This window comes from Rhizocola hellebori (assembly GCF_016862955.1).
Lineage (GTDB): Bacteria > Actinomycetota > Actinomycetes > Mycobacteriales > Micromonosporaceae > Rhizocola > Rhizocola hellebori.
Map to the genome: position 1 here is coordinate 1 of NZ_BONY01000104.1, position 22,380 is coordinate 22,380.

A 22,380-nucleotide genomic window follows, 5' to 3' on the forward strand; every position below is an offset into this window, starting at 1 on the left:
CGGCCAGATTCGCTTGACGTGGAACGCTTCCACCGACAACGTGGGCGTCACCGGTTACGACATCTACGCCAACGGCGCCCTGCGCGCCAGCGTCGGCAACGTGCTGACCTACACCGACAACCAGCCGGACACCTTGACCGTGAGCTACTTCGTGCGGGCCAAGGACGCGGCCGGGAACATCTCGGGCAACAGCAACACCGTTACCCGCACCGGTTCCGGCGGCGGGGGAGGCAGCAACCTCGCGGTGGGCAAGCCCATCACCGCATCGGGTTCCGTCTTCACGTTTGTGCCCACGAACGCCAACGACGACAGCGTCACCACGTACTGGGAGGCGAATTCGGGTGCCTTCCCGAACCAGCTGACCATCGCGCTGGGGTCCAACGCGAGCATCAACCGGGTCGTGCTCAAGCTTGACCCGAGCTCGGCGTGGGGCACCCGCACGCAGAACATCCAGGTGCTCGGCCGCGAGCAGAGCTCTGGAACGTTTAACAACCTGGTGTCGGCCGCGAACTACACGTTCAACCCGGCCACCGCCAACACCGTGGAAATCCCGTTCAGCGCCACGGTGGCCGACGTCCGGCTCGTCATCAACTCCAACACCGGCGCCCCGGGTGGACAGGTGGCCGAGTTCCAGATCTTCGGCACGCCCGCGCCCAACCCGGATCTGTCCATCACCGGCATGTCGTTCACCCCGGCCTCGCCCATCGAGACCGATGCGATCACCCTGACCTCGACCGTCCGCAATGGAGGGACGCTCGGGTCAGCCGCTACTAACGTTAATTTCTATCTGGGTACCACTAACGTCGGCACCGCCGCCGTGGCCGCACTCGCGGCGGGGGCCACCGCCAACGTCTCGGTCAACATAGGCGCCCGCAATGCGGGTTCCTATCAGCTCAGCTCGAAGGTCGACGAGGCCAATAGCGTTATAGAGCAGAACGAGACCAACAACACCTACGTCCACCCGACCCCGCTCGTCGTCGGTCAGGTGCAGAGCTCGGACATCGTTCCCGTGGTGAGCTGGAGCCCGGGCACCCCGACCGCCGGGCAATCGGTGGCCTTCTCGGTGTCCATCCGCAACCAGGGCAACATCGCCACCGCGGCGGGCGCGCACGGCATCACGCTGACGGTGCGCAACGAAGCGGGCACGGTCATCTCGACGCTGACCGGGTCGTTCAGCGGCACCATCAACGCCGGAGCCACCAGCAGTGCGGTGAACGTCGGCTCGTGGACGGCCGCCAACGGCCGGTACACAGTCCGGGTGGTGCTCGCCGACGACGCCAACGAGGTGGCCATCAAGCGCGCCAACAACACCAGCGACACCTCTCTGTTTGTCGGCCGCGGCGCGAACATGCCCTATGACATGTACGAGGCCGAGGACGGCACACCCGGCGGTGGCGCATCGGTGATCGGTCCAAACCGGACGATCGGCGACCCGGCCGGTGAGGCTTCGGGACGTCGCGCGGTCACGCTCGGCGCCACCGGCTCCTACGTCCAGTGGACCACCCGTGCCGCGACCAACACCCTGGTGACCCGGTTCTCCATTCCGGACGCAGCGGGCGGCGGCGGAACGACGTCGGCGCTGAGCATCTACGTCAACGGCACGCTGCACAAGACCATCAGCCTGAACTCCAGGTACGCATGGCTCTACGGAGCGGAAGCCGGCCCGAGCAACTCGCCCGGATCCGGCGGCCCGCGGCACATCTACGACGAGGCCAACGTCATGTTGAACTCGACGATCCCGGCCGGAAGCACCATCAGGCTGCAACGCGACTCGGGCCAGAGCGTGGCCACGGTCGACTTCGTGAACCTCGAGCTGGTCGCTCCGCGGGCCAACCCGGACCCGGCCCGGTACAAGGTTCCGGCCGGCTTCACCCACCAGGACGTGCAGAACGCGCTCGACGCGGCTCGCCAGGACGCCAACTCCCTCGGCGTCTACCTGCCCGCCGGCACCTACACCACGTCCAGCAAGTTCACGGTTTACGGCAAGGCGACCAACGTCATCGGCGCTGGTATGTGGTACACCCGGTTCCAGACGCCGCAGGACCAGTCGAACACCAACGCGGGCTTCGATGTGCCCACGTCGGGCAACGGCTCCAGGTTCGAGGACTTCGCGTTCTTCGGCAACTACACGGAACGTATAGACGGGCCGGGCAAGGTCTGGGGCGAGCTGAACGGCAACCAGAACCTCGTCATCAACCGGACCTGGGTGGAGCACACCGTCTGCGCCTACTGGGGTGTGCACAACAACAACATCACCATCACCAACAACCGTTTCCGCAACACGTTCGCCGACGGGGTGAACTTCACCAACGACACCACCAACTCGCTGATCTCCAACAACGAGGGCCGGGGCAACGGTGACGACGCGTTCGCGTTGTTCTCCGCCACCGACGGCGGCGGTTCGGTCGGCAACAACGGCAACGTCTTCGAAAACCTTTCGGCGACGCTGACCTGGCGTGCGGCGGGTATAGCCGTCTACGGCGGGTTCAACAACACCTTCCGCAACCTCTACATCGCGGACATGCTGACCTACTCGGGCCTGACCGTGAGTTCGCTGAACTTCGGTTATCCCTTCGTAGGGTTCGGGCCGGGGATAACCAACTTCCAGAACATCTCGCTCGTCCGGGCGGGTGGTCACTTCTGGGGTGCGCAAACCTTCGGCGCGATATGGTGCTTCGCTGCCACGCACAGCTTCCGGGCTTTGCGCTTCAGCGACATCGACATCGTCGATCCGACCTACTCGGGCATCATGTTCCAGACCAAGTACCCGGAGCAGACCCCGGTGACCGACACGGTCTTCACCAACACGAGGATCTCGGGAGCGCAGCGAAGCGGTGACGCCTTCGACGCCAAGTCCGGCTTCGGCATCTGGGTCAACGAGCTGCCCGAGGCGGGCCAAGGCCCGGCGATCGGCTCGGCGACCTTCAACAACCTGGTGTTCAGCAACAACTTCCAGAACATCAAGAACACCACGACAACGTTCACTCTGACCATCAACCCGTAACCGGGGTTGGCGGTCTGGCCGCCGGGAGGCACTTCTCACCTCCCGGCGGCCATTAAATCCTAAACATCTATAGATTGAAATTTAACGTCTGATCAGCGATCGTGTGGTCATGAGACGTCACCTCTTCCGCGGCGCTATCGCCGCGGTGGCCGCAGCCACCATCACCCTCTCCGCACAGCTGCTCGGGGCGACCGCCGCCAGCGCAGCCCCCTCCACCGCCGCGGTCCGCATCCTCTACTACGACGCCAGCGGCGCGGGCGAATTCGTGAACGTCGTCCACCAGGGCGCCGCCAACTGGAACGCCAGCGTCACCAACGTCAGGCTTGAGCGCTGGACCAGCGGCCACACCCGCAACATCCGGGTTCTGGTCGACAACAACTGGCCCCGCGCGCAGGTCACCTCGCTGGGCAACGGCACCATCTGGATGGGCCGCCAGGCAGTCAATCAGGGCTACTACCCGCCCCGCATCTCCACCCACGAGCTCGGGCACATCCTCGGTCTGCCCGACCGCCGTACCGGCCTGTGCGCGGACCTCATGTCCGGCAGCAGCGCCGCGATCTCTTGCACCAACGCGTTGCCGAACTCCGCTGAGCGGGCGCAGGTGCAGCGCAACTTCGCCAGCGCGGTCTTCGTCCCCGCCGCCTGGCACTACGAGCCGGTGTAGGTCCCCTGGTAGCGATACCTGAGCTGAGGCGCCTCGTATTCCTCGATGGCGTGAGCTAACCAGCCCGCCACGCGGGCGATGGCGAATATGGCCTCGCCCGCGTCCGGCCTCATCCCAGCCGAGTGCATGAGCGCCGCCAGCGCGAATTCGATCGACGGCACGCGGGTCGAGCGATAGCCGGCTGCCCGGCGAAGATCGTTGATTGCCTCTTTCACTTTTGCGGGTACCGGGCAAGCGTCCACAATGGACAACAAGATCGCCGCCCGCGGGTCGCCGTCGGGATAAACCGAGCCCGGCTTCTCGGCAAAGCCGTCGACGTGCCCATGGGCCGCAAGCCGCTCGGTGAACACCCCCACCGCGTCACCCGAGTCGATCGCGTCCCGCAACAGCGCATACGCCCGCCCGGCCGAAGCGCCGTGCAGTGGCCCCTCAAACGCGCTGAGCCCGGCCAGCACCACGGCATAGGGGCTGGCATGCGTCGAAGCCGCCACCCGCGCCGCAAAGGTCGACGCGGCCAAGTCGTGGTCGGCCAGCAAAATCAGCGCCGCATCAAGCGCCTTGACCAATCCCGGCTCCGCCGCCCGCCCAGTCAGCTTCCCCCACAACCTGCCCGCCAACCCACCCGCGTGGTGCGGCATTGGCGCGTCGGGCGGTGGCTGGGCGGCGGGGAGGGCGTCGACGAGGGCGGCCAGGAGGGCGCGGCCAATGGCCGCAACGGATTTGGCATCGGTGGCAGCGGAAGGCGAGGCGGTGGAAGGCGCGGTGGTGGCGGTGGAAGGCGCGGCGGCGGGAGTGGGGGTGGGGAGGGGGTCGGTCGGGTGGGTGGTGGCTAGGACCGCGGTGGTGAGGCGGAGGAGGTGGAGGAGGGTGGTGGTGGGGGGAAGGGTGGCCAGGGCGGCGCGGGCTGCGGCCAGGGGTGCGGTGGGGCAGGAGAAGGGTTGGGGGGCATGGGGTTTTCCTGTCCACAGCAGAGTTGCCACGGACTCGAAGGTCTGGGTGCGGGCGAGGGTGGCGACATCTCGGCCGCGGTAGCGCAGGCGGCCGTCGGCGGCTTGGGTGAGGGCTGTGCCGATCAGGGGGCCGGGATTCTTGGCGGCTCGCTTGGGGGCGCGGCGCTGGGCGAGGCGCTCGACCTCGTCGGCTCGAAAGAGGCTGCCCCGGCCGGAGGGGTCTCGGGTGCTGTGAAGCAGGCCACGGCTCACATAGGCATAGACGGTCGCCGGTTTGACGCCGAGTCTGCGTGCGGCCTGCTCTGTTGTCCACAGCACGGCCGAGTTTGACATTGATTCGTCAACATTGACAACCATGAACACGCCGGGAGAGATTGCTCCGCACGACTGGAGGAATCACCTTGTGGCAACGCAACTTCAGGCTGCTCTGGCTGGGCCAGGCGGTCAACGATCTCGGCTCGGCTCTCACCGGTCTGGCGCTGCCTCTCGTAGCGGCGGTGACGCTGCGAGCCTCGACCTTCGAGGTGGGTGTGCTCACCGCGCTGGGGACGCTCGGCTGGATGGTGGTGTCGTTGCCGGCGGGGGCGATCGTGGACCGGGTACCCGCGAAAAGGCTTCTTATGGTTTGTTGCGACATCGGCAGGCTGCTTGTCGTGCTTGCGATCCCGGCGCTGGCGGCCGTCGGCCGTCTGGCGATTGTCCACGTGTGGGCAGCTGCGGCGCTGGTGAGTGTGCTGACCGTGGTCTTCGAAATCGGCTACTGGAGCCTGGTTCCGGCGGTGATGCGCAGGGAGCAACTCGTTGGCGCCCATAGCAAAATCGCCATGACCAACGGGCTGGGCCAGGTGGCCGGGCCGGCCGTGGCAGGAGCGATGGTGTCGGCGCTGGGCAGCGCGGTGCGGGTGCTGCTGCTCGACGCGGGCACGTTCGTGGTCAGCATCCTCACCCTGCTGGCCATGCGCACCCCGCCGATCGAGCGGGCTCGGCCGAGGCGGGCGATGGTCGGCGAGATCTCGGAAGGGATTGCCCTGCCAGCCAGGCGCACGGTGCGGGCCCGGCTCGGGCGGGCGATGGCCGGCGAGATCTCGGAAGGAGTCGCCTTTGTCTGGGCCAACCCGCTGCTGCGCCGGATAGTGGCATTCAGCTCGGTCTACGGGCTCTGCGACGGGATGGCGGCGGCGCTGCTGGTCCTCTATCTCCTGCGCCAGCTCGATGCCTCGCCTGCGGTGGTCGGGCTGGTGTCGGCCTGCGGCGCGGTGGGCGGGACAGTGGGCGCGGCGCTGGCGGCCCCGCTGTCGCGCCGCCTCGGCACGGCGCGGCTGCTCTGGCTTGCTCCGCTGGCCTGCGGCGCTCCGGCCCTGCTTATTCCGGCGGCCTGGCCCGGCCACGGGGTGTGGCTGGTGGCGGCCGGCGTGTTCGTGCCTTCTTTCGGAATGGTGATCTTCCATGTGTTGCAGATCAGTTACCGGCAGGCGATCTGCCCGGCAGCTTTGCAGGGCCGGATGAACGCGACGGTCCGATGGATCATCCGAAGTGGACGGCCACCCGGCGCGATTCTGGGCGGCCTGCTGGGAACAGGGATAGGCCTGCGCCCGACGCTGTTACTGGCAGCGCTCGGATCGTGGCTTTCCGCAGTGGTGCTGTGGCGATCAGATCTGCGCGGGCTGAAGGATCTCCCTCTGACCGATCATGTTGGTGGCGCGGCAACGCTACGCTCCAAGGATGGAGCTCGACCGGATCGTCCTGGTGGCACTGGTGAATCGTCGCGGCGAGGTGCTGCTGCGCTCCCGTGACCAGGTGTCGACCGTGCGGGCCAACCGGTGGAGCCTGCCCGGCGGGGGCGCGGAGCGCGACGAGAGCGCCGAAACCGCTGCTGTTCGCCTGGTGCGCGAGCAGACCAGCCTGTCCGTCGACTCGCCCCTGCGCTCGGCCTGGTGGGGACGCCTGACCAGTCCCAGGGCCGAGGTCCGCCTGTTCGCGGCCTCGACCAAGGCCACCACCGCGGATCTTCCGTTTGATCCCGTGCCGGGAGCACTATCCCGTTTCGGCGGATACGTCCTTGAATTCGTCCCTGGGGCGGAGGTCCTCAGCGGCCGATCGTTTACCCCGGCGTCAGGATTCGTACTTCCTAACTTCCTCGGCTCAGGGCTCTACAGGGAGCTGACCACCGTCACCGATCCGGATAAACTCGTCTAGGGCCCGTCTGCCCAGCTTATGCGGAATCGCCCTTGTGCGTGACCGCAAATCCGGATTTCCGGCATGCTTTATCGGTGTACCGGGTAAAAGGCGGTCGTGATGAAGGAAGCGGTAATGGGTGCGAGCGCCGTAGCCAGCGGGCGCGTAGGCGCCACGATTGGGGTAGAGGAGGAGTTTCACCTCGTCAACCCCGAAACAGGGCGATTGGCCTCGGGGGCCGAGCGGCTTCTGGCCAACGTCTATCCCGAGTCGGCCCTGGTGGGCTTGGCGCAGCAGGAATTTCAGCGCTCGATGATCGAAACGTCCACCCCGATCTGTAACGACATGGACGAGGTGCGCACTGCCGTGATGGAGTCGCGCCGCACCATCATCGAAGCCGCGGACAGGGCCGGGCTGGGGGTCGTCGCGGCCGGGACAGTCCCCGACTCCGGCGGCCAGCGCGGGGCGGTCTTCCCCGACGCGCGCTATCGCCGGATCTCCCAGGAATACCGGCAACTCGCGGTCGAGCAGCAGGTCTGCGCGTGTCAGGTGCAGGTCGGCGTACCCGATCAGGAGCTTGCCGTGCGCAGCGTGGCGCGGTTGCGCGGCTGGCTGCCCGCGATGCTCGCGCTGACCGCGGGCTCGCCCTACTTCCAGCTCACCGATACCGGCTACGCGTCGTATCGCAACATCGTCACGGCCCGCTGGCCCACCGGTGGCCCACCACCCGCTTTCACCGGCTACAGCGATTACCAGCGCCGCATTCAGAACCTCATCGACGCCGGTGTGATCAGCGACCCGGGGATGATCTATTACGATGTCCGGCCGTCGCACCGGTACCCCACCTTGGAAATCCGGATAGCCGACGCCTGCCCACTCGTCGAGGATGTGGTGCTGGTCGCCGCGCTGGCGAGGGCGCTCGTGGTGACCGCCGCCAACGCGGAGCTGCGCGGTGATCCGCCGATGGTGGCGCACGACGAGATCCTGCGCGCCGCGACCTGGAAGGCAGCCCGATCGGGCCTGACCGGCCAGCTCGTCGATCCCGTTGCGGGACAACCGGTCAAGGCACCCGAGCTGCTGCGAAGGCTCATCGCGCACGTGCATGACGCCCTGGAGGAGAACGGAGATCTGGAGTTCGCCCGGCAGGGCGTGGAAGCGGTCCTGCGCCGCGGCACCTCCGCCGAACGCCAGCGCCGCATGCTCACCCAGGGAAGCGGTTTCGAGGGTGTGGTGGCCGCGGTGCTCAAGGAGACCCGCACCGGCTGCTGACGGCACCCACCCGGTAAGGCCCGCCCTGGCCGATGTCCGCCTTGGACACCGGCCAGGGCGATATTTTTTCGGTGCAACCACCTGTCGGCCCTATTCGTGTTGTGCCCGACAAGCCATCGATGGGGGAGGAACAGGTGTCCGAGAACGACGTGGGCGCAGGCCCGCCGGAGTTCGCCGAACTCTATGCAAGGCATTTCAGGAGTCTCACGCTGCAGCTGAACGCCTACTTCGGCGACCTGGAACAGGCGCAGGACGTGGTGCAGGAGGCCTTTGTCCGGGCGCTGGACAAATGGAAGAAGATCCAGAACTACGAAGATCCGGCCGCGTGGGTGCGCCGGGTCGCATGGAATCTGGCAACCAGCCAATGGCGACGCCGCCGGATGGTGCGCGCCTACGCGTTGCGCCAGAGACAGGAAACCGTTGCGGGCCCAGGCCCGGAGCGAGTCGCTTTGATCCGTGCGCTGGCCACCATTCCCAATGACCATCGCCGGGCCGTGATCCTGCACTACATCGCTGACCTGTCGGTCGCGCAGATCGCCGAGCAGGAGGGCGTCGCCGAAGGCACTGTCAAATCGTGGCTATCGCGCGGCCGCGCCGCCCTCAACAGCCGACTAGCCATCAAGGAGGTCTGATCATGTCCGAGTTCCACGACAGCGACCCGCTGCGCACCCTTTTCGCCGAGTACGAGGACGACACCGCACCGCAGATCCGCGCCGCCGGCGTCGCGGCTGCCACGATCGCGGTCAGGCGGCTTCGCAAAGTCCGCAGCACGCTGATCGCCGCGGGGGTCGCGCTTTTGTTCGCCATGCCGGTCGCCGCTTATGCGCTCATGTCGCGACCGACCGGCCCGCCCGTCACTCCAGGCTCGCCGGGGCCAACGGTCAGCGCGTCACCCACGCCCAGGCCGCCGGCCACCCCGGTCGCCACCGAACCCGTTCCGGCCGGCGGCATCAGCCGCGACGAGCTGCGCAGCGCCACCTTCGACGTGCCGGCGTTCGTGGAAAACGAAGGCTATGTACCGTGCGGTTCCGGCTCGATCGCCTTCATCAATGGCAGTGGCGGCATGGTGCTTTCTGAGAACAACCGGCAGCTAATCATCGGTGGTGTGTCCTATGCGGACATTGATGGCAACGGCCAATGGGAAACGATCGTCCATCTGGAGTGCAGCCAGGGCGAGACCGGCCCGCAACAGCTCATCGCGCTGCGCCGGGCGGGTAGCACGATCCAGACCGTCGGGGCTGTCGTCAAAACCGATGCCGAGATCCAGCAGTTCTACGACTTCACCGGAATGTCCGACGGCACGGTGCAGGTGAATGTGCGCAGCGGCCGCATTTGCTGCGACGTCCCTTACTCCTCCATGCAGCACCAGGTGCGCGGCTACGGTTGGACAGGTCAGCGCTTCGAGCAGGTCCTGGGATCGCGTTCCTTCCACAGCGACAAGGTCAACCTCCAGGTCACGGTGTCGAAGCTGGTCTTCGGCAAGCCCACCGCCGGGGTGCGCACCGGGACGGTCATGGTGAGGGTTTCCAACACCGGCCCGGTTGCGGTCGAGGACGTGATCCTGCTGCTGAGCCTTCGCCATGCCGAGGTCGCCGGCCCCGGATGGGCGGCCGAGCGATGGCTCCCGCGCTCGCCGGCAAGGCACTTTGAGACCTTGCGGCCCGGCGAGAATCTCGAGCTCGACCTGTCCGTCACCACGACCCAGGCCAACGTGAACGAGGTCGGCGTGCAAATCTTCGCCTTCTCGGCGATGACCAACGGGGACCTGCTGGCTGACAGCAAACCTGATGACAATGAAGGCTCGGGGAATCTCGCCGGTATCTCGCCGGAGATTCAATTCGGCTAGCCGGCGGCTGCTAGCCGCGCCGGCTGGAGAGCACGCAGAACTCGTTGCCCTCCGGATCGGCGAGCACGACCCAGTGACTCTCGCCCTGGCCGATGTCCACTTTGGACGCGCCCAGGGCGAGCAGCCGCTCCACCTCGGCTGCCTGGTCGTCTGGACGCAGATCGATGTGCAAGCGGTTCTTCGCGGCCTTCGGATCGGGCACCGCGACGAAGAGAAGGCCCGGGGTGCGGCCGGGGGCGGGCTGGATTTCGAACTCGTCGGGGCTGTCGTTCACCACGACCCATTCCAGCGCCTGCAGCCACCATCGCCCGAGCGCTTCGGGGTCCTTGCTGCCGACGACGATTTGTTCCCAGTCCAGGGCCATTTTCGAACCTCCTAGCGGGTCAGGGTATACAAAGCGGCGGTTTCCGTCTGGCCGGTCCGGGTGAACCCGCACTTTTCCAGCACCCCGTGCGAGGCGAAGTTGTCCAGGTCGGGGTCGGCCACGAGGCGGGCCACCTCGGGGCGGGCCAGTGCATAGGTGACCAGTGCCCGCAGCGCCTCGGTGGCGTAGCCGAAGCCGCGGGCCTGCTCGACGAGGCCGTAGCCCAGCATCACGGTGCCGTTCTCCTCGGGTGGGCCGAAGAAGCCGATGGTGCCGACCGTCTGTCCGGTCTCGCTGGTCTTTATTTCATAGGAGCCGAACTCGGCCGACGGTGCCCGCAGAAACATCCGCGCTGCGTCCTGGTCGTCCTCACGGGGAAACCCGGTGGCCCATTGCTGGCCGGTGCCATCGGCGGCGGCAATTGCGGCGGCGAGCGGGATCGTGAAGGGGTGCAGCTCAAGGCGGCTGGTAACGATCATGGTCTGCAGAACCTACCAGAGGAAGTTAAGTAGAGATCGTCAGAACTTTAGTTTGAATCAGCAAAAGTTATAGACATGCGCGACCAAAGCTCGTAACCTCTGTGACACACAACACGGCTGTCCGTGATCCATTTTGGAGGGTGACCGCTCGATGAGCTTGGCGCATGAGCTGGCCGATCCGTTGCAGGTACGCCTGTTGCGGTTGCTTCGCGACGAAGGTCCCCTGTCGCGGGCAGAGCTTGGCGACCGGCTGGAAACCCCGCGCACACGGCTGAGCGCTGAGCTCGATCGTCTGGTGGCGGCCGACATCATTGCTGAAGCCGGCCCGGCCGAGTCCCGGGGCGGGCGCCGGTCCACCCTGGTCGAGCTGAATCCGCGGCTGCGTTTCGCCGGCGTCGACCTGGGGGCCACCTCGATCGACGTTGAGGTGGTCGATGCCCGGATGGAGACCGTGGCCGCCTACAGCGAGCCGTCGGACATCCGCATCGGACCCAAGGCGATCCTGCACCGGGTCAACGAGCTGCTGGGCAAGGCCAAGGTGGAGGGCGCCTACGACCGGCTCGACGCGGTCGGCATCGGGGTTCCCGGCCCGGTCAGCTTCCGCGACGGGGTTCCCGTCTCCCCGCCGATCATGCCCGGCTGGGACCGCTTCCCCGTGCGCGAGTTCCTCAGCCGCGAGCACGGCTGCCCCGCGGTGGTCGACAACGACGTGAACATCATGGCCATCGGCGAACGTCACGGGGGCGTGGCGCACTCGGTCGACGACTTTCTCTTCGTGAAGATAGGCACCGGGGTGGGCTGCGGCATCCATCTGGCCGGCGAGGTCTACCGGGGTTCCGACGGGTGCGCCGGCGACATCGGGCACATCCAGGTCGACTCGCAGGGGCCGGTCTGCTCCTGCGGCAACATCGGCTGTCTGGAGGCGCTGTTCAGTGGCGCAGTGCTTGGCACACAAGCACTCGAAGCCGCCAAGAGCGGGCGATCGTCCTCTTTGGAGGAAAGGCTCGCCGCCAATGGTACGGTCACCGCCCGCGACGTCGCGCTCGGCGCGATGGAAGGCGACGTGGTCTGCATCCAGATGATCCGTGAAGGCGGAAGGCGGGTGGGCGGCGTGCTCGCCGGGCTGGTGAGCTTCGTCAACCCCTCGATGATCGTGATCGGGGGCGGTCTGGCCCAGCTGGGCCACATCCTCCTCGCCGAGATCCGCAGCGTCGTCTACCGGCGCTCGCTGCCGCTCGCCACCGGAAACCTGCCGGTGGTCCTCTCCGAGCTCGGTCCCCGGGCCGGGGTGGCCGGAGCGGCCGTCCTTGCCAGCGAAATCGCATTCGAGCAGGCGCTATGACGAACGAAAATGTGATCCTTCGATTGACCGATGTGGTGAAGACCTTTCCCGGTGTGGTGGCGCTGGGCGGCGTCGAGCTGGAGGTGCGCGCCGGTGAGGTGCACTGCCTGCTCGGGCAGAACGGGGCCGGCAAGTCCACTCTGATCAAGGTGCTCTCCGGTGTGCACAAGCCGGATTCGGGAACGGTGCAATGGCTGGGCGAGGAGGTCGCCTTCGCCAACCCGCAGGCCGCGATGAAGGCCGGCATCGCCACCATCTACCAGGAGCTCGACCTCGTCGAGGACATGTCGGTGGCCGAAAACGTCTATCTGGGCCACGAGCCGCGCAGCCTCGGTTTCGTCAACCGGTCGCTGATGGCCCGCAACACCTCCGGGATCCTGGCTCAGCTGGGCCACGCCGAGGTGGTGCCGACCCGTCTGGTGCGCGTCCTTTCCTCGGCCGGCAAGCAGCTGGTCAGCATGGCCAGGGCACTGTCGCACCAGGCGAAGCTCATCATCATGGACGAGCCGAGCGCGGTGCTGGCGCACGACGAGGTGGAGAACCTGTTCCGCATCATCCGCGAGCTCACCGCGCAGGGCATCGCCGTCGTGTACATCTCGCATCGCCTGGAGGAGATCCGGGAGATCGGTGACCGGGTGACCGTGCTCAAGGACGGCCGCACCTCCGCGGTCAACCTGCCGGCCCGTACCACCCCGACCCGCGATCTGGTGAGCCGGATGACCGGGCGCACCATCGAGTACGTCTTTCCGCCGCGCGGCGACGCGCAGCCCGGCGACAAGCTGCTGGAAGTCAAGGGGCTCAACAGGTCCGGCGAGTTCCACGACGTGTCGCTGTCCGTCCACAGTGGAGAGATCGTCGGCATCGCCGGGCTGGTCGGATCGGGCCGGTCCGAGCTGCTGGAGACCATCTTCGGGGCGCGGCGCGCCGACAGCGGCACGGTGACGATGAACGGCACCCAGCTACGGCCGGGCAGCGTGGGCGCTTCGGTGAAGGCCGGCCTCGGGCTGGCCCCGGAGGAGCGCAAGTCGCAGGCGCTGATGCTCGGCGAGCCGGTGTACCGCAACATGACCCTGTCCACCTTCGCCGATCTGGCCAGTGCCGGGTTCACCTCGACGGAAAAGGAACAGGCCGCTGCCCTGGGCGCGGCCAAACAGCTCGACCTCAAGCCACTCGACGTGCGCCGCAGCGCCGGCACGCTGTCGGGCGGAAACCAGCAGAAGGTTGTGGTCGGAAGGTGGTTGCTGGGCGGCACCAAGCTCCTCATCCTCGACGAGCCCACGCGCGGCGTCGATGTCGGCGCGCGGGCCGAGCTCTACCAAGTGATTCGCGGTCTGACCGAGCAGGGCGTGGGCGTCCTGCTGGTCTCCAGCGAGGTGCCCGAGGTGCTCGGGCTGGCCGACCGGGTGCTGGTGATGCGCGAAGGGCGCGTCATCCGGCATACGGCGGCCGGTGAACTTACCGAAGAGGACGTGCTTGATCTCGTGATGGCGGGATCGCTGGAGACCGCGGGAGAAGAAGCAGCGTGACCACGACAACAACCCCTCAGACCCAGCAGCCGGCCGCCACGCCGCGGGTGAGTTTCTGGCGCGACGAAGCCAAAGAGCCGTGGCGGCGCAACCTCGCGCTGATCGGCGTCCTGATACTGCTGTTCATCATCGGCGCCGTGATCCGGCCCGAACTCTATGGCGACCCCAAGTGGGTTTTCGACAACATGATGGTCATCCTGCAGCAGGCCAGCGCCATCGGCGTGGTCACCGTGGGCATGACGTTCATCATCATCGGAGGCGGCATCGACCTGTCGGTGGGGGCGCTGATCGCGCTCGCCGGGGTATGGTGCACCACCGTTGCCACGCAAAGCTTCGGCTCCGCAGGAATGATTTTCACCGCGGTCGCGGTGGGTGTCGGAGCCGGTCTGGTGAACGGGGTGCTGATCGCCTACGGGCGTCTGGTTCCGTTCATCGCCACCCTGGCCATGCTTGTCGCCGCACGCGGTCTGGCCGCACGGATCTCGGGCAAGCAGACCCAGGTCTCCACCGATCAGTTCATCAACAGCATCGCCAGCACGCGCCCGTTCGGCATTCCGATGCTGGCGCTCATTTTGGTGGCAGTCGCCGCCCTGGGCTGGGTCTTGCTGAATCGCACCACCTTCGGCAGGCGCACCGTGGCGATCGGAGGAAACGCCGAAGCGGCAAGGCTCGCCGGCATCAACGTGCGCCGGCACACCATGCTTCTGTACGCGCTCTCCGGTCTGTGCTGCGGCATAGCCGCCATCATGCTCACCTCGCTGGCCACCTCATCGCAGGCGGCCGCGGCCGAGCTCTATGAACTGGACGCCATCGCGGCAGCGATCATCGGGGGCACGTTGCTCACCGGTGGCCGCGGCACGATCGTCGGCTCGATGATCGGTGTGGTCATCTTCGCGACCATCACCAATCTGTTTGCCATCACCAACACGCCCACAGAGGCGCAGAACATGGTCAAGGGCGGCATCATCGTGCTGGCCGTCCTGATCCAGCAGTTGAAGTTCAAGTCAGTCAAACAAATGCTCATCCGCACCTAACCGCAACAGACATCCACCCCTGGTCACCGTCCTCCCACCCGGTGACCTGATGAAACGCACCCTTTTTCAGGAGGAGTAATGTCAACTCCAAACTTGTCTCGGCGCAGTGCACTGTTCGGTGCCGCCGCGCTGGGCACCCTCGCCGTCGCGAGCGCGTGCACCAGCAACGAGACGCCGAACAACACGCAAACCAAAGGCGCCGACACCAACAACCCCAACGCGGCCGCCGGCAAGCAGGTCACGATCGGCTTCTCGGCCCCCGCAGCCGACCACGGCTGGATCGCGGCTATCACCAACAACGCCAAGGCTCAAGCGGCCACGTACAAAGACGTGACCTTCAAGCAGGTCGAAGCGGGCAAGGACGCTGCCGCCCAGCGCGCCGTGCTCGAGACGCTTATCGCTGAGAAGCCCGACGTCATCGTGCTTCTGCCGCACGATGGCAAGGAGCTCAACGCTTTCGGGCTCAAGGCGATGGCGGCCGGTATCCCGGTGGTCAACCTCGACCGTGCCTTCCCCGACGCGCTCGCCTACCGTTGCCAGATCAAGGGCGACAACTACGGCATGGGTGTCGCGGCCGGTCACTACATCGGCAAAGCCTTGAAGGCCAAGAACATCGCCAGCCCGGTCATCGGTGAGATCGCCGGCATGGACGAGCTGGAGCTCACCCAGGAGCGCAGCCAGGGCTTCAAGGCAGCGCTGGCCACCTACGGCTTCACCGTGTCGAACCGTCGCGCGGCGCGCTTCACGGCCGACAGCGGCCAGGCCGAGGCGACCGGCCTGTTCCAGGCGCTCAACAAGATTGACGCCGTGTGGAACCACGACGACGACCAGGGCATCGGTGTGCTGGCCGCGATGAACTCGTCGAACCGCAAGGAATTCCTCCTGGTCGGTGGCGCTGGTTCGAAGGCCGCCATCGAGGCGATCGCCAAGGACGACTCGCCGCTGAAGGCGACCGTCACCTACAGCCCGTCGATGGCCTCCTCGGCCATCTCCCTTGCCCGGCTCATCGGCCAGAGCAAGGGCATGGCCGATCTGGTCGAGCTCCAGGTCCCGAAGGAGATCATCCTCGCCTCCGAGACCATCACCAAGGAAAACGCAAGCACCTATTTGAGGCTCGGGTTCTGAAATGACTGATCTTCGGGTAGGCATGGTCGGATACGCGTTCATGGGCGCTGCGCACTCGCAAGCCTGGCGCACCGTGAATCGTGTTTTCGACCTGCCGATGCAGGTAAAGATGGCTGCCATCTGCGGCCGCGACGAGCTAAAGGTTGCGGCAGCAGCGGCTCGGCTCGGCTGGGAGGCGCACTGTACGAATTGGCGCGACTTGATCGCTCGGGACGACATCGATGTCATCGACGTCTGCACACCCGGAGACAGTCATGCCGAGATCGCCATAGCGGCTCTCGAAGCAGGCAAGCATGTGCTGTGTGAGAAGCCGCTGGCCAATTCCGTGGCCGAGGCGCGGGCGATGGTCGCGGCAGCGGCCACCGCCCGCGCGGGCGGAGCGCTTGCCATGTGCGGGTTCAACTATCGCCGCGTCCCCGCTGTCACGCTGATGCGTCAGCTGGTGGCGGCGGGCAGGCTCGGCGCGATTCGCCACGTGCGCGCCGTGTACCTGCAGGACTGGATCACCGATCCGGAGTTCCCGCTGGTATGGCGGCTGCAGAAGGAGAAGGCCGGATCGGGCGCGCTAGGTGACATCGGCGCGCACATCGTGGACCTGACCCAATATGTGACCGGGCAGCAGATCACCGGCGTGAGCGCGCTGACCGAGACCTTCATCAAAGAGCGCCCATTGCCAACGGCCTCAAGCGGTCTGGCCGCTTCGGGCAACGGCACGGTAACCGGCCCGGTGACCGTGGACGACGCCGCGGTGTTCCTGGCCCGCCTCGACGGTGGTGCGATCGCCACGTACGAGGCGACCCGCTTCGCCATGGGCCGTAAGAACGCGCTTCGGGTGGAGATCAACGGCTCGCTCGGCTCGCTGGTGTTCGATCTGGAGCGGCTCAACGAGCTTGAGTACTACGACGCCACCCAGATCGCGCCGGAGCAGGGCTTCAACCGCATTCTCGTGACCGAGGCCGCCCACCCGTACATGGAGGCCTGGTGGCCGCCCGGCCACATCATCGGCTACGAGCACTCCTTCACGCATGAGATGCGTGACTTCGTCCTCGGCATCGCCACCGGCGCCGATCCCGCACCGTCCTTTGTGGACGCGCTCGGGGTGCAGCTGGTGCTCGACGCCGTGGAACGCTCCGCAGGAAACGGCTCCAGCTGGACCGAGGTAGAACCGATCTACGCCGAGGTGAGCAGCTAGCACCACCGAAGAACCGTCCAAAGAAGGCGCGGCGGCGCGCGCCCTTGTCTGACCAGCCCAGGTCAGGAGAAGGGAACCCCCACATGTCAAGACGCTACAAAGCGTTTGGCACCACGATGCTGCTTCTTGCCGTCACCACCGGCTCGGCAGTGGCATTGACCGCAAACCCGGCCCAGGCCGTCATCAACCCGGCTGACTATCAGCAGGTGGAGATGGCCCGGGGCGTCGCCGAAATGGGCGAGCCCATCTCGCTGGCGGTGTTGCCGGACAACTCTGTCCTGCACACCGCCCGCGGCGGGCAGCTGCGCCGCACCGACAACGCGGGCACCACCACGGTCATCGGCACCATCCCCGTCTACACCCACGACGAGGAAGGCCTGCAGGGCGTTGGCGTGGACCCGGGATTCGCCAGCAACCGCTTCATCTATCTCTACTACGCCCCGCCGCTGTCCACGCCCGCCGGCGACGCCCCCGCCACCGGGACCAGCTGGACGGCCTGGCAGGGCGTGAACAGGCTGTCCCGCTTCACCCTCAACGCCGACTGGACGGTCAACATGGCCAGCCAGCGCACCGTCCTCGACGTGGCCGCCGACCGGGGGATCTGCTGTCACGTGGGCGGCGACATCGACTTCGACGCGGCGGGCAACCTCTACCTGTCCACCGGCGATGACAGCAACCCGTTCGACTCGGCCGGCTACGCGCCGATCGACGAGCGCACCGACCGCAACCCGGCCTACGATGCCCAGCGCTCGGCGGCCAACACCAATGATTTGCGCGGCAAAGTGTTGCGCATCAAGGTGAACGCGGACGGCAGCTACAGCATCCCGTCGGGCAACATGTTCGCCCCCGGCACGGCCGGGACCCGGCCCGAGATTTACGCGATGGGTTTCCGCAACCCGTTCCGGATGACGGTGGACAAGGCGACCGGGCACGTGTGGCTCGGCGACTACGGCCCGGATGCGGGCAGCACCAACGCCAGCCGCGGCCCCAGCGGGCAGGTCGAGTTCAACCGGATCACCTCACCGGGCAACTACGGCTGGCCCTACTGCACGGGCACCAACACCTCGACCGAGACCTACAACGAGTGGAACTTCGCGACCAACTCGACCGGGCCGAAGTTCAACTGCACCGGCGGGCCGACGAACAACTCGTTCCGCAACACCGGATTGTCGACATTGCCCGGCGCCCGCCCGGCCTGGATCCGCTACGGCGGAGACGCCGGGACCCCGCCGGAGTTCGGCACCGGCTCCGAGTCGCCGATGGGCGGGCCGGTGTACCGGTACAGCGCGTCGAATCCGTCCACAGTCAAGTTCCCGCAAGCCTTTGACGGCCACTTCTTCGCGGCCGAGTTCGGGCGCGGGTGGGTCAAGGACATCGCGGTGAACGCCGACGGAACCCCCGGCGTCATCCAGGACTTCCCGTGGACCGGCAAGCAGGTCATTGACCTCGCGTTCGGGCCTAACGGCGCGCTCTACATCCTCGACTACGGCACCGGCTACTTCAACGGCGACGCCAACTCGGCCCTGTACCGCATCGAGTACGTCGCCGGATCCAACCGCGCACCCACCGCACGGGCAAGCGCGAACAAGACTTCCGGCCAAGCGCCACTGGCCATCGCCTTCTCGTCGGCGGGCTCGTCGGACCCGGAGGGCCAGGCGCTGACCTACTCGTGGGCGTTCGGCGACGGCACCACCTCCACCGCCGCGAACCCGTCGAAGACGTACACCACCAACGGGACCTACACCGCCACGCTGACCGTGCGCGACCCAGCCGGGGCCACCGGAACGTCAAGCGTCATCATCACCGTGGGCAACACCGCGCCGACGGTCACCATCAACGCGCCGACCAACGGCAAGCTCTTCGCCTACGGCGACACGATTCCTTACCAGGTCACGGTTACCGACCCCGAGGACACCAGCATCGACTGCGCCCGGGTGAAGATGACCTACATCCTGGGCCACGACAGCCACGGCCACCCGGTCACCTCGAAGAACGGATGCTCCGGCACCATCGCCATCCCCGTGGACGGCGAACACGACGATGCCGCCAACGTCTTTGGGGTATGGGATGCCGAGTACACCGACAACGGTGGGCTGACCACCCACACCCAGCACATCACCCAACCCCGGCACCGGCAGGCTGAGCATTACAGCGGCTCGGCCGGCGTGAACAAGTTCGCCAAGGCCCCGGCCGAGGGCGGGTTCACCGTCGGTGATATCCACAACGGGGACTGGATTTCCTTCTCGCCCTACTCGCTTGGCGGCGCGACCGCTTTCACGGCAAGGGTTTCCTCGGGCGGCGTCGGCGGCACCCTTCAGGTGCGGGCCGGGTCGGCCACAGGCACCGTGCTCGGGTCGGCTGCCGTCCCGGTGACCGGGGGCTGGGAGACCTTCACCACGGTCAACGGCACCCTGGCGAGCCCGCCCGCGGGCACGACGACGCTCTATCTGACCTTCGCCGGTGGCGCGGGCGCGCTGTTCGACCTGGACGCGTTCACCTTCAATACCACGACCGAGGCGGAGAGCTGGACGAGCCAGCTGGGGATCAGCAACGTGGCCAAGGCGGCCGCGTCGGGCGGATTCACGGTTGGCAACATCCACAACGGCGACTGGACCGGGTACAGCGCGATAAACACCAATGGCGCCACCAGGTTCAGCGCCCGGGTTTCCTCCAACGGCACCGGCGGCACCATCCAGATCCGCTCCGGGTCGGCGACCGGCACCCTGCTCGGGTCGGTGGCCGTGCCCATCACCGGCGGCTGGGAAACCTTCACTAACGTCAGCACCACGTTGACCGGCAACGCTTCCGGTGCGCTGCATCTGGTCTACGTGGGCACCGGCACGGCGGCACTGTTCGATGTGGACAGTTTCACGCTGAGCACCGCCGGCACCGGCCCGATCGTGGGGCTGGCGAGCAAGTGCGTCGACGTGAGCAACGGCGCTACCGCCGACGGAACGAAGATCCAGCTCTACACCTGCAACGGCACCGCCTCCCAGGCCTGGACCCGCAACGGCCAGACCTGGCGCGCTCTGGGCAAGTGCCTTGACATCTCCGGCGGCGGCACGGCCGACGGAACCCTGGTGCAGCTCTGGACCTGTAACGGCACCGCCGCCCAGAACTGGGTGCCCGGGGCCAACAGCTCATTGGTCAACCCGAACTCAGGCAAGTGTCTCGACGTCTCTGGAGCCAACTCCGCCGACGGCACCCAGATTCATCTCTGGACCTGCAATGGCGCAGCCAACCAAGCTTGGAGCCTGCCATGAAACGCTCTCTAGCCGCTGCCCTCGCGGCTTCGCTGCTGCTGCTACCCGCCTGCCCGGCGGTCGCAGCCGATGCACCCTACGACGTTCTGGTCTTCAGCAAGACGGCCGGATTCCGGCACGACTCGATCGCCGTGGGCATCCAGGCCATTCGCGACCTGGGCGCTGCCAACAGTTTCACGGTCACCGCCACCGAGGACGCGAACGCCTTCACCACCGCCAACCTCGCCCAGTACGAGGTGATCGTCTTCCTCAACACCACCGGCGACGTCCTCAACGACACCCAGCAGGCCGCCTTCGAGGCCAAGATGCGATCCGGGGCCGGTTACGTCGGGGTGCACGCCGCCGCCGACACCGAGTACAGCTGGCCCTTCTACGGCAACCTGATGGGCGCCTGGTTCGCCTCGCATCCGGCCATCCAGCAGGCCAACGTCCGGGTGGAGAATAGAGCCACCGCCGCGACATCAGTGCTGCCGCAAACCTGGACCCGCACCGACGAGTGGTACAACTACCAGACCAACGTCCGGTCGACCGCCCGCGTGCTGGCCAACCTCGACGAGTCGTCCTACACCGGCGGCGGGATGGGCGCGGACCACCCGCACTCGTGGTGTAAAACGTTCGAAGGGGCGCGCTCCTTCTACACCGGCGGCGGGCACACCCAGGCCTCTTACAGCGAGCCGAATTTCCGGGCTCACCTGCTGGGCGGAATCCGTTACGCCGCAGGAAGAACGAAGGCCGACTGCCGTCCGGAGACCGGATACACCACGTTATACAACGGTTCCACGACCGGATGGTCGCAGGCTGGACCGGGGTCGTTCACCAACTCGGACGCGACCCTGACCAGTACCGGCGGAATGGGTCTGTTCTGGTATAGCGCTAAACAGTTCACGTCCTACTCGCTGAAGCTGGACTGGCGGCTGCCCGGCGACGACAACTCCGGCATCTTCATCGGCTTCCCGCCGAGCACCGATCCGTGGTCGGCCGTGGACAACGGCTACGAGGTGCAGATCGACGCGACAGATGCGGCCGATCGCACCACCGGCTCGGTCTACACGTTCCAATCGGCCAACCTCGCGGCGCGCGATGCCGCGCTGAACCCGGTCGGGGAATGGAACAGCTTCGAGATCCTGGTGGAGGGGGAGCGGTTGCGGGTCTACCTCAACGGCTCGCTCATCAACGACTTCACCAACACCAACCCGGTGCGCTCGCTGGCCGGGCACATCGGCATCCAGAACCACGGCGCGGGCGACGACGTGTCGTTCCGCAACATCCGGATCAAGGAACTGGGTGCGCCGCCCGCCGACCAGACCATCCAGGCCGAGTCGTTCAGCTCGGTGCAGGGCGCGCAGGCGTTCACCAAGGCGGGCGCGAACAACGGCCAGACCCTCGGATTCATCGATCCGGGTGACTGGTCTGCCTACAACGGTGTGAACCTGACCGGCGTCACCACCTTCCGGGCCCGCGTGGTCTCCGGCGGACCCGGTGGCACGATCCAGGTCCGGACCGGCTCGCCGACGGGCACCATTCTCGGTTCGGTGGCGGTGCCCAACACCGGCTCCTGGACCACTTTCGCCAACGTGCAGACCGGCTTGACCGGTGTGCCGTCAGGAAATCAAAACCTCTACCTCACCTATACGGGTACCGGCACCGGCCTGTTCGACGTCGACGACTTCACCCTTGTCAAGGGCACACCGCCCACCGGCACCGGCCCGATTGTGGGCTTGGCCAACAAGTGTCTGGACGTCAACAACGCGGGCACGGCGGACGGGACCAAGGTTCAGCTGTGGACCTGTAACGCCAGCGCGGCCCAGCAATGGACCCGCAACGGCCAGACCTGGCGGGCGTTGGGCAAGTGCCTGGACGTTTCCGGCTCGGGCACGGCCGACGGCACCAAGGTCCAGCTCTGGACCTGTAACGGCACCGGCGCCCAAAACTGGACGGCCGGGGCCAACAGCTCACTGGTGAACTCGAACTCGGGCAAGTGTCTGGATATCGCCGGTGGTAGTTCCACCGATGGCACTCAGGCGCAGATTTTTACTTGCAACGGGGGCGCCAACCAGCGCTGGACAACACCTTAAGACGTGGGAGAGCCGCTACGCGCGTACGCCGACCGCGTGCGGCGGCTCTCCCGCCTAAGAGAGAAGATAAGG

Annotated in this window: 17 protein-coding genes; 14 read left to right on the forward strand and 3 right to left on the reverse strand. The window is 66.7% G+C overall.

Translation table 11 applies throughout. The features are described from left to right. On the forward strand, positions 1-3,004 hold a 3,004-nt coding region (locus Rhe02_RS43660; protein ID WP_203914430.1), incomplete at its 5' end, for a CARDB domain-containing protein. Between the two features lie 109 nt (positions 3,005-3,113). Then, entirely contained in the window at positions 3,114-3,668 is a 555-nt protein-coding gene (locus Rhe02_RS43665; RefSeq protein ID WP_203914431.1) for a snapalysin family zinc-dependent metalloprotease, read from the forward strand. Here Rhe02_RS43665 and Rhe02_RS43670 read toward each other — a convergent pair. Continuing rightward, the gene (locus Rhe02_RS43670; RefSeq protein ID WP_203914432.1) at positions 3,653-4,951 is read right to left on the reverse strand and encodes a citrate synthase; all 1,299 of its coding nucleotides are present in this window, start codon (positions 4,949-4,951) and stop codon (positions 3,653-3,655) included. The two genes, Rhe02_RS43665 and Rhe02_RS43670, sit on opposite strands and share 16 nt — an antisense overlap. 68 nt (positions 4,952-5,019) lie before the next feature. Here Rhe02_RS43670 and Rhe02_RS43675 point away from each other — a divergent pair, with 68 nt between their 5' ends. The 5 genes from Rhe02_RS43675 (at position 5,020) to Rhe02_RS43695 (ending at position 9,908) form a co-directional block, all read left to right on the forward strand. Further along, complete coding sequence (locus Rhe02_RS43675; RefSeq protein ID WP_203914433.1) at positions 5,020-6,411, forward strand: MFS transporter; 1,392 nt, start codon at positions 5,020-5,022, stop codon at positions 6,409-6,411. Continuing rightward, complete coding sequence (locus tag Rhe02_RS43680) at positions 6,341-6,814, forward strand: NUDIX hydrolase (protein WP_203914434.1); 474 nt, start codon at positions 6,341-6,343, stop codon at positions 6,812-6,814. The genes Rhe02_RS43675 and Rhe02_RS43680 overlap by 71 nt, the downstream gene beginning before the upstream one ends. Positions 6,815-6,913: 99 nt before the next feature. After that, complete coding sequence (locus tag Rhe02_RS43685; protein WP_239124436.1) at positions 6,914-8,062, forward strand: carboxylate-amine ligase; 1,149 nt, start codon at positions 6,914-6,916, stop codon at positions 8,060-8,062. 32 nt (positions 8,063-8,094) lie between these two features. Continuing rightward, positions 8,095-8,694 carry a SigE family RNA polymerase sigma factor gene (locus Rhe02_RS43690; RefSeq protein ID WP_373320789.1) on the forward strand — a complete coding sequence of 200 codons (600 nt, stop codon included), beginning with the start codon at positions 8,095-8,097 and terminating at the stop codon, positions 8,692-8,694. A gap of 2 nt (positions 8,695-8,696) precedes the next feature. Next, positions 8,697-9,908 (forward strand): hypothetical protein, encoded by a 1,212-nt coding sequence (locus Rhe02_RS43695; protein ID WP_203914435.1) that lies wholly within the window; start codon positions 8,697-8,699, stop codon positions 9,906-9,908. Positions 9,909-9,918: 10 nt separating this feature from the next. Here the strand turns inward: Rhe02_RS43695 and Rhe02_RS43700 are convergent, their stop codons facing one another. Continuing rightward, positions 9,919-10,272, reverse strand: coding sequence for a VOC family protein (locus Rhe02_RS43700; protein WP_203914436.1), 354 nt, complete (start codon positions 10,270-10,272; stop codon positions 9,919-9,921). An 11-nt stretch (positions 10,273-10,283) separates the two neighbouring features. Then, the gene (locus Rhe02_RS43705; protein WP_203914437.1) at positions 10,284-10,751 is read right to left on the reverse strand and encodes a GNAT family N-acetyltransferase; all 468 of its coding nucleotides are present in this window, start codon (positions 10,749-10,751) and stop codon (positions 10,284-10,286) included. 151 nt (positions 10,752-10,902) lie between these two features. Between Rhe02_RS43705 and Rhe02_RS43710 the strand changes: the two genes are divergently transcribed. The 7 genes from Rhe02_RS43710 to Rhe02_RS43740 all read left to right on the forward strand — a co-directional run bounded on the left by Rhe02_RS43710 (position 10,903) and on the right by Rhe02_RS43740 (position 22,308). Further along, complete coding sequence (locus Rhe02_RS43710) at positions 10,903-12,093, forward strand: ROK family protein (RefSeq protein WP_203914438.1); 1,191 nt, start codon at positions 10,903-10,905, stop codon at positions 12,091-12,093. Further along, positions 12,090-13,619, forward strand: a complete 1,530-nt coding sequence (locus Rhe02_RS43715) for a sugar ABC transporter ATP-binding protein (RefSeq protein ID WP_203914439.1) — start codon at positions 12,090-12,092, stop codon at positions 13,617-13,619. The genes Rhe02_RS43710 and Rhe02_RS43715 overlap by 4 nt, the downstream gene beginning before the upstream one ends. Next, complete coding sequence (locus Rhe02_RS43720) at positions 13,616-14,653, forward strand: ABC transporter permease (protein ID WP_239124437.1); 1,038 nt, start codon at positions 13,616-13,618, stop codon at positions 14,651-14,653. Before Rhe02_RS43715 ends, Rhe02_RS43720 begins: the two co-directional genes overlap by 4 nt. A 78-nt stretch (positions 14,654-14,731) precedes the next feature. Beyond that, the gene (locus Rhe02_RS43725; protein WP_203914440.1) at positions 14,732-15,778 is read left to right on the forward strand and encodes a substrate-binding domain-containing protein; all 1,047 of its coding nucleotides are present in this window, start codon (positions 14,732-14,734) and stop codon (positions 15,776-15,778) included. Between the two features lies 1 nt (position 15,779). Then, the gene (locus Rhe02_RS43730; RefSeq protein WP_203914441.1) at positions 15,780-16,970 is read left to right on the forward strand and encodes a Gfo/Idh/MocA family protein; all 1,191 of its coding nucleotides are present in this window, start codon (positions 15,780-15,782) and stop codon (positions 16,968-16,970) included. An 83-nt stretch (positions 16,971-17,053) separates the two neighbouring features. Next, positions 17,054-20,233: a carbohydrate-binding protein gene (locus Rhe02_RS43735; protein WP_239124438.1), complete on the forward strand. Its 3,180-nt coding sequence runs from the start codon at positions 17,054-17,056 to the stop codon at positions 20,231-20,233. Further along, positions 20,230-22,308, forward strand: a complete 2,079-nt coding sequence (locus Rhe02_RS43740; protein ID WP_203914442.1) for a ThuA domain-containing protein — start codon at positions 20,230-20,232, stop codon at positions 22,306-22,308. The genes Rhe02_RS43735 and Rhe02_RS43740 overlap by 4 nt, the downstream gene beginning before the upstream one ends. Positions 22,309-22,380: the final 72 nt, after the last annotated feature.

Coding starts and splice junctions, on each gene's coding strand:
- Rhe02_RS43710 (WP_203914438.1), top strand. CDS start 10,903: ATGAGCTTGGCGCATGAGCTGGCCGATCCGTTGCAGGTACGCCTGTTG.
- Rhe02_RS43730 (WP_203914441.1), top strand. CDS start 15,780: ATGACTGATCTTCGGGTAGGCATGGTCGGATACGCGTTCATGGGCGCT.
- Rhe02_RS43680 (WP_203914434.1), top strand. CDS start 6,341: ATGGAGCTCGACCGGATCGTCCTGGTGGCACTGGTGAATCGTCGCGGC.
- Rhe02_RS43690 (WP_373320789.1), top strand. CDS start 8,095: ATGTCCGCCTTGGACACCGGCCAGGGCGATATTTTTTCGGTGCAACCA.
- Rhe02_RS43665 (WP_203914431.1), top strand. CDS start 3,114: ATGAGACGTCACCTCTTCCGCGGCGCTATCGCCGCGGTGGCCGCAGCC.
- Rhe02_RS43695 (WP_203914435.1), top strand. CDS start 8,697: ATGTCCGAGTTCCACGACAGCGACCCGCTGCGCACCCTTTTCGCCGAG.
- Rhe02_RS43715 (WP_203914439.1), top strand. CDS start 12,090: ATGACGAACGAAAATGTGATCCTTCGATTGACCGATGTGGTGAAGACC.
- Rhe02_RS43740 (WP_203914442.1), top strand. CDS start 20,230: ATGAAACGCTCTCTAGCCGCTGCCCTCGCGGCTTCGCTGCTGCTGCTA.
- Rhe02_RS43700 (WP_203914436.1), bottom strand. CDS start 10,272: ATGGCCCTGGACTGGGAACAAATCGTCGTCGGCAGCAAGGACCCCGAA.
- Rhe02_RS43670 (WP_203914432.1), bottom strand. CDS start 4,951: ATGTCAAACTCGGCCGTGCTGTGGACAACAGAGCAGGCCGCACGCAGA.
- Rhe02_RS43735 (WP_239124438.1), top strand. CDS start 17,054: ATGTCAAGACGCTACAAAGCGTTTGGCACCACGATGCTGCTTCTTGCC.
- Rhe02_RS43685 (WP_239124436.1), top strand. CDS start 6,914: ATGAAGGAAGCGGTAATGGGTGCGAGCGCCGTAGCCAGCGGGCGCGTA.
- Rhe02_RS43705 (WP_203914437.1), bottom strand. CDS start 10,751: ATGATCGTTACCAGCCGCCTTGAGCTGCACCCCTTCACGATCCCGCTC.
- Rhe02_RS43725 (WP_203914440.1), top strand. CDS start 14,732: ATGTCAACTCCAAACTTGTCTCGGCGCAGTGCACTGTTCGGTGCCGCC.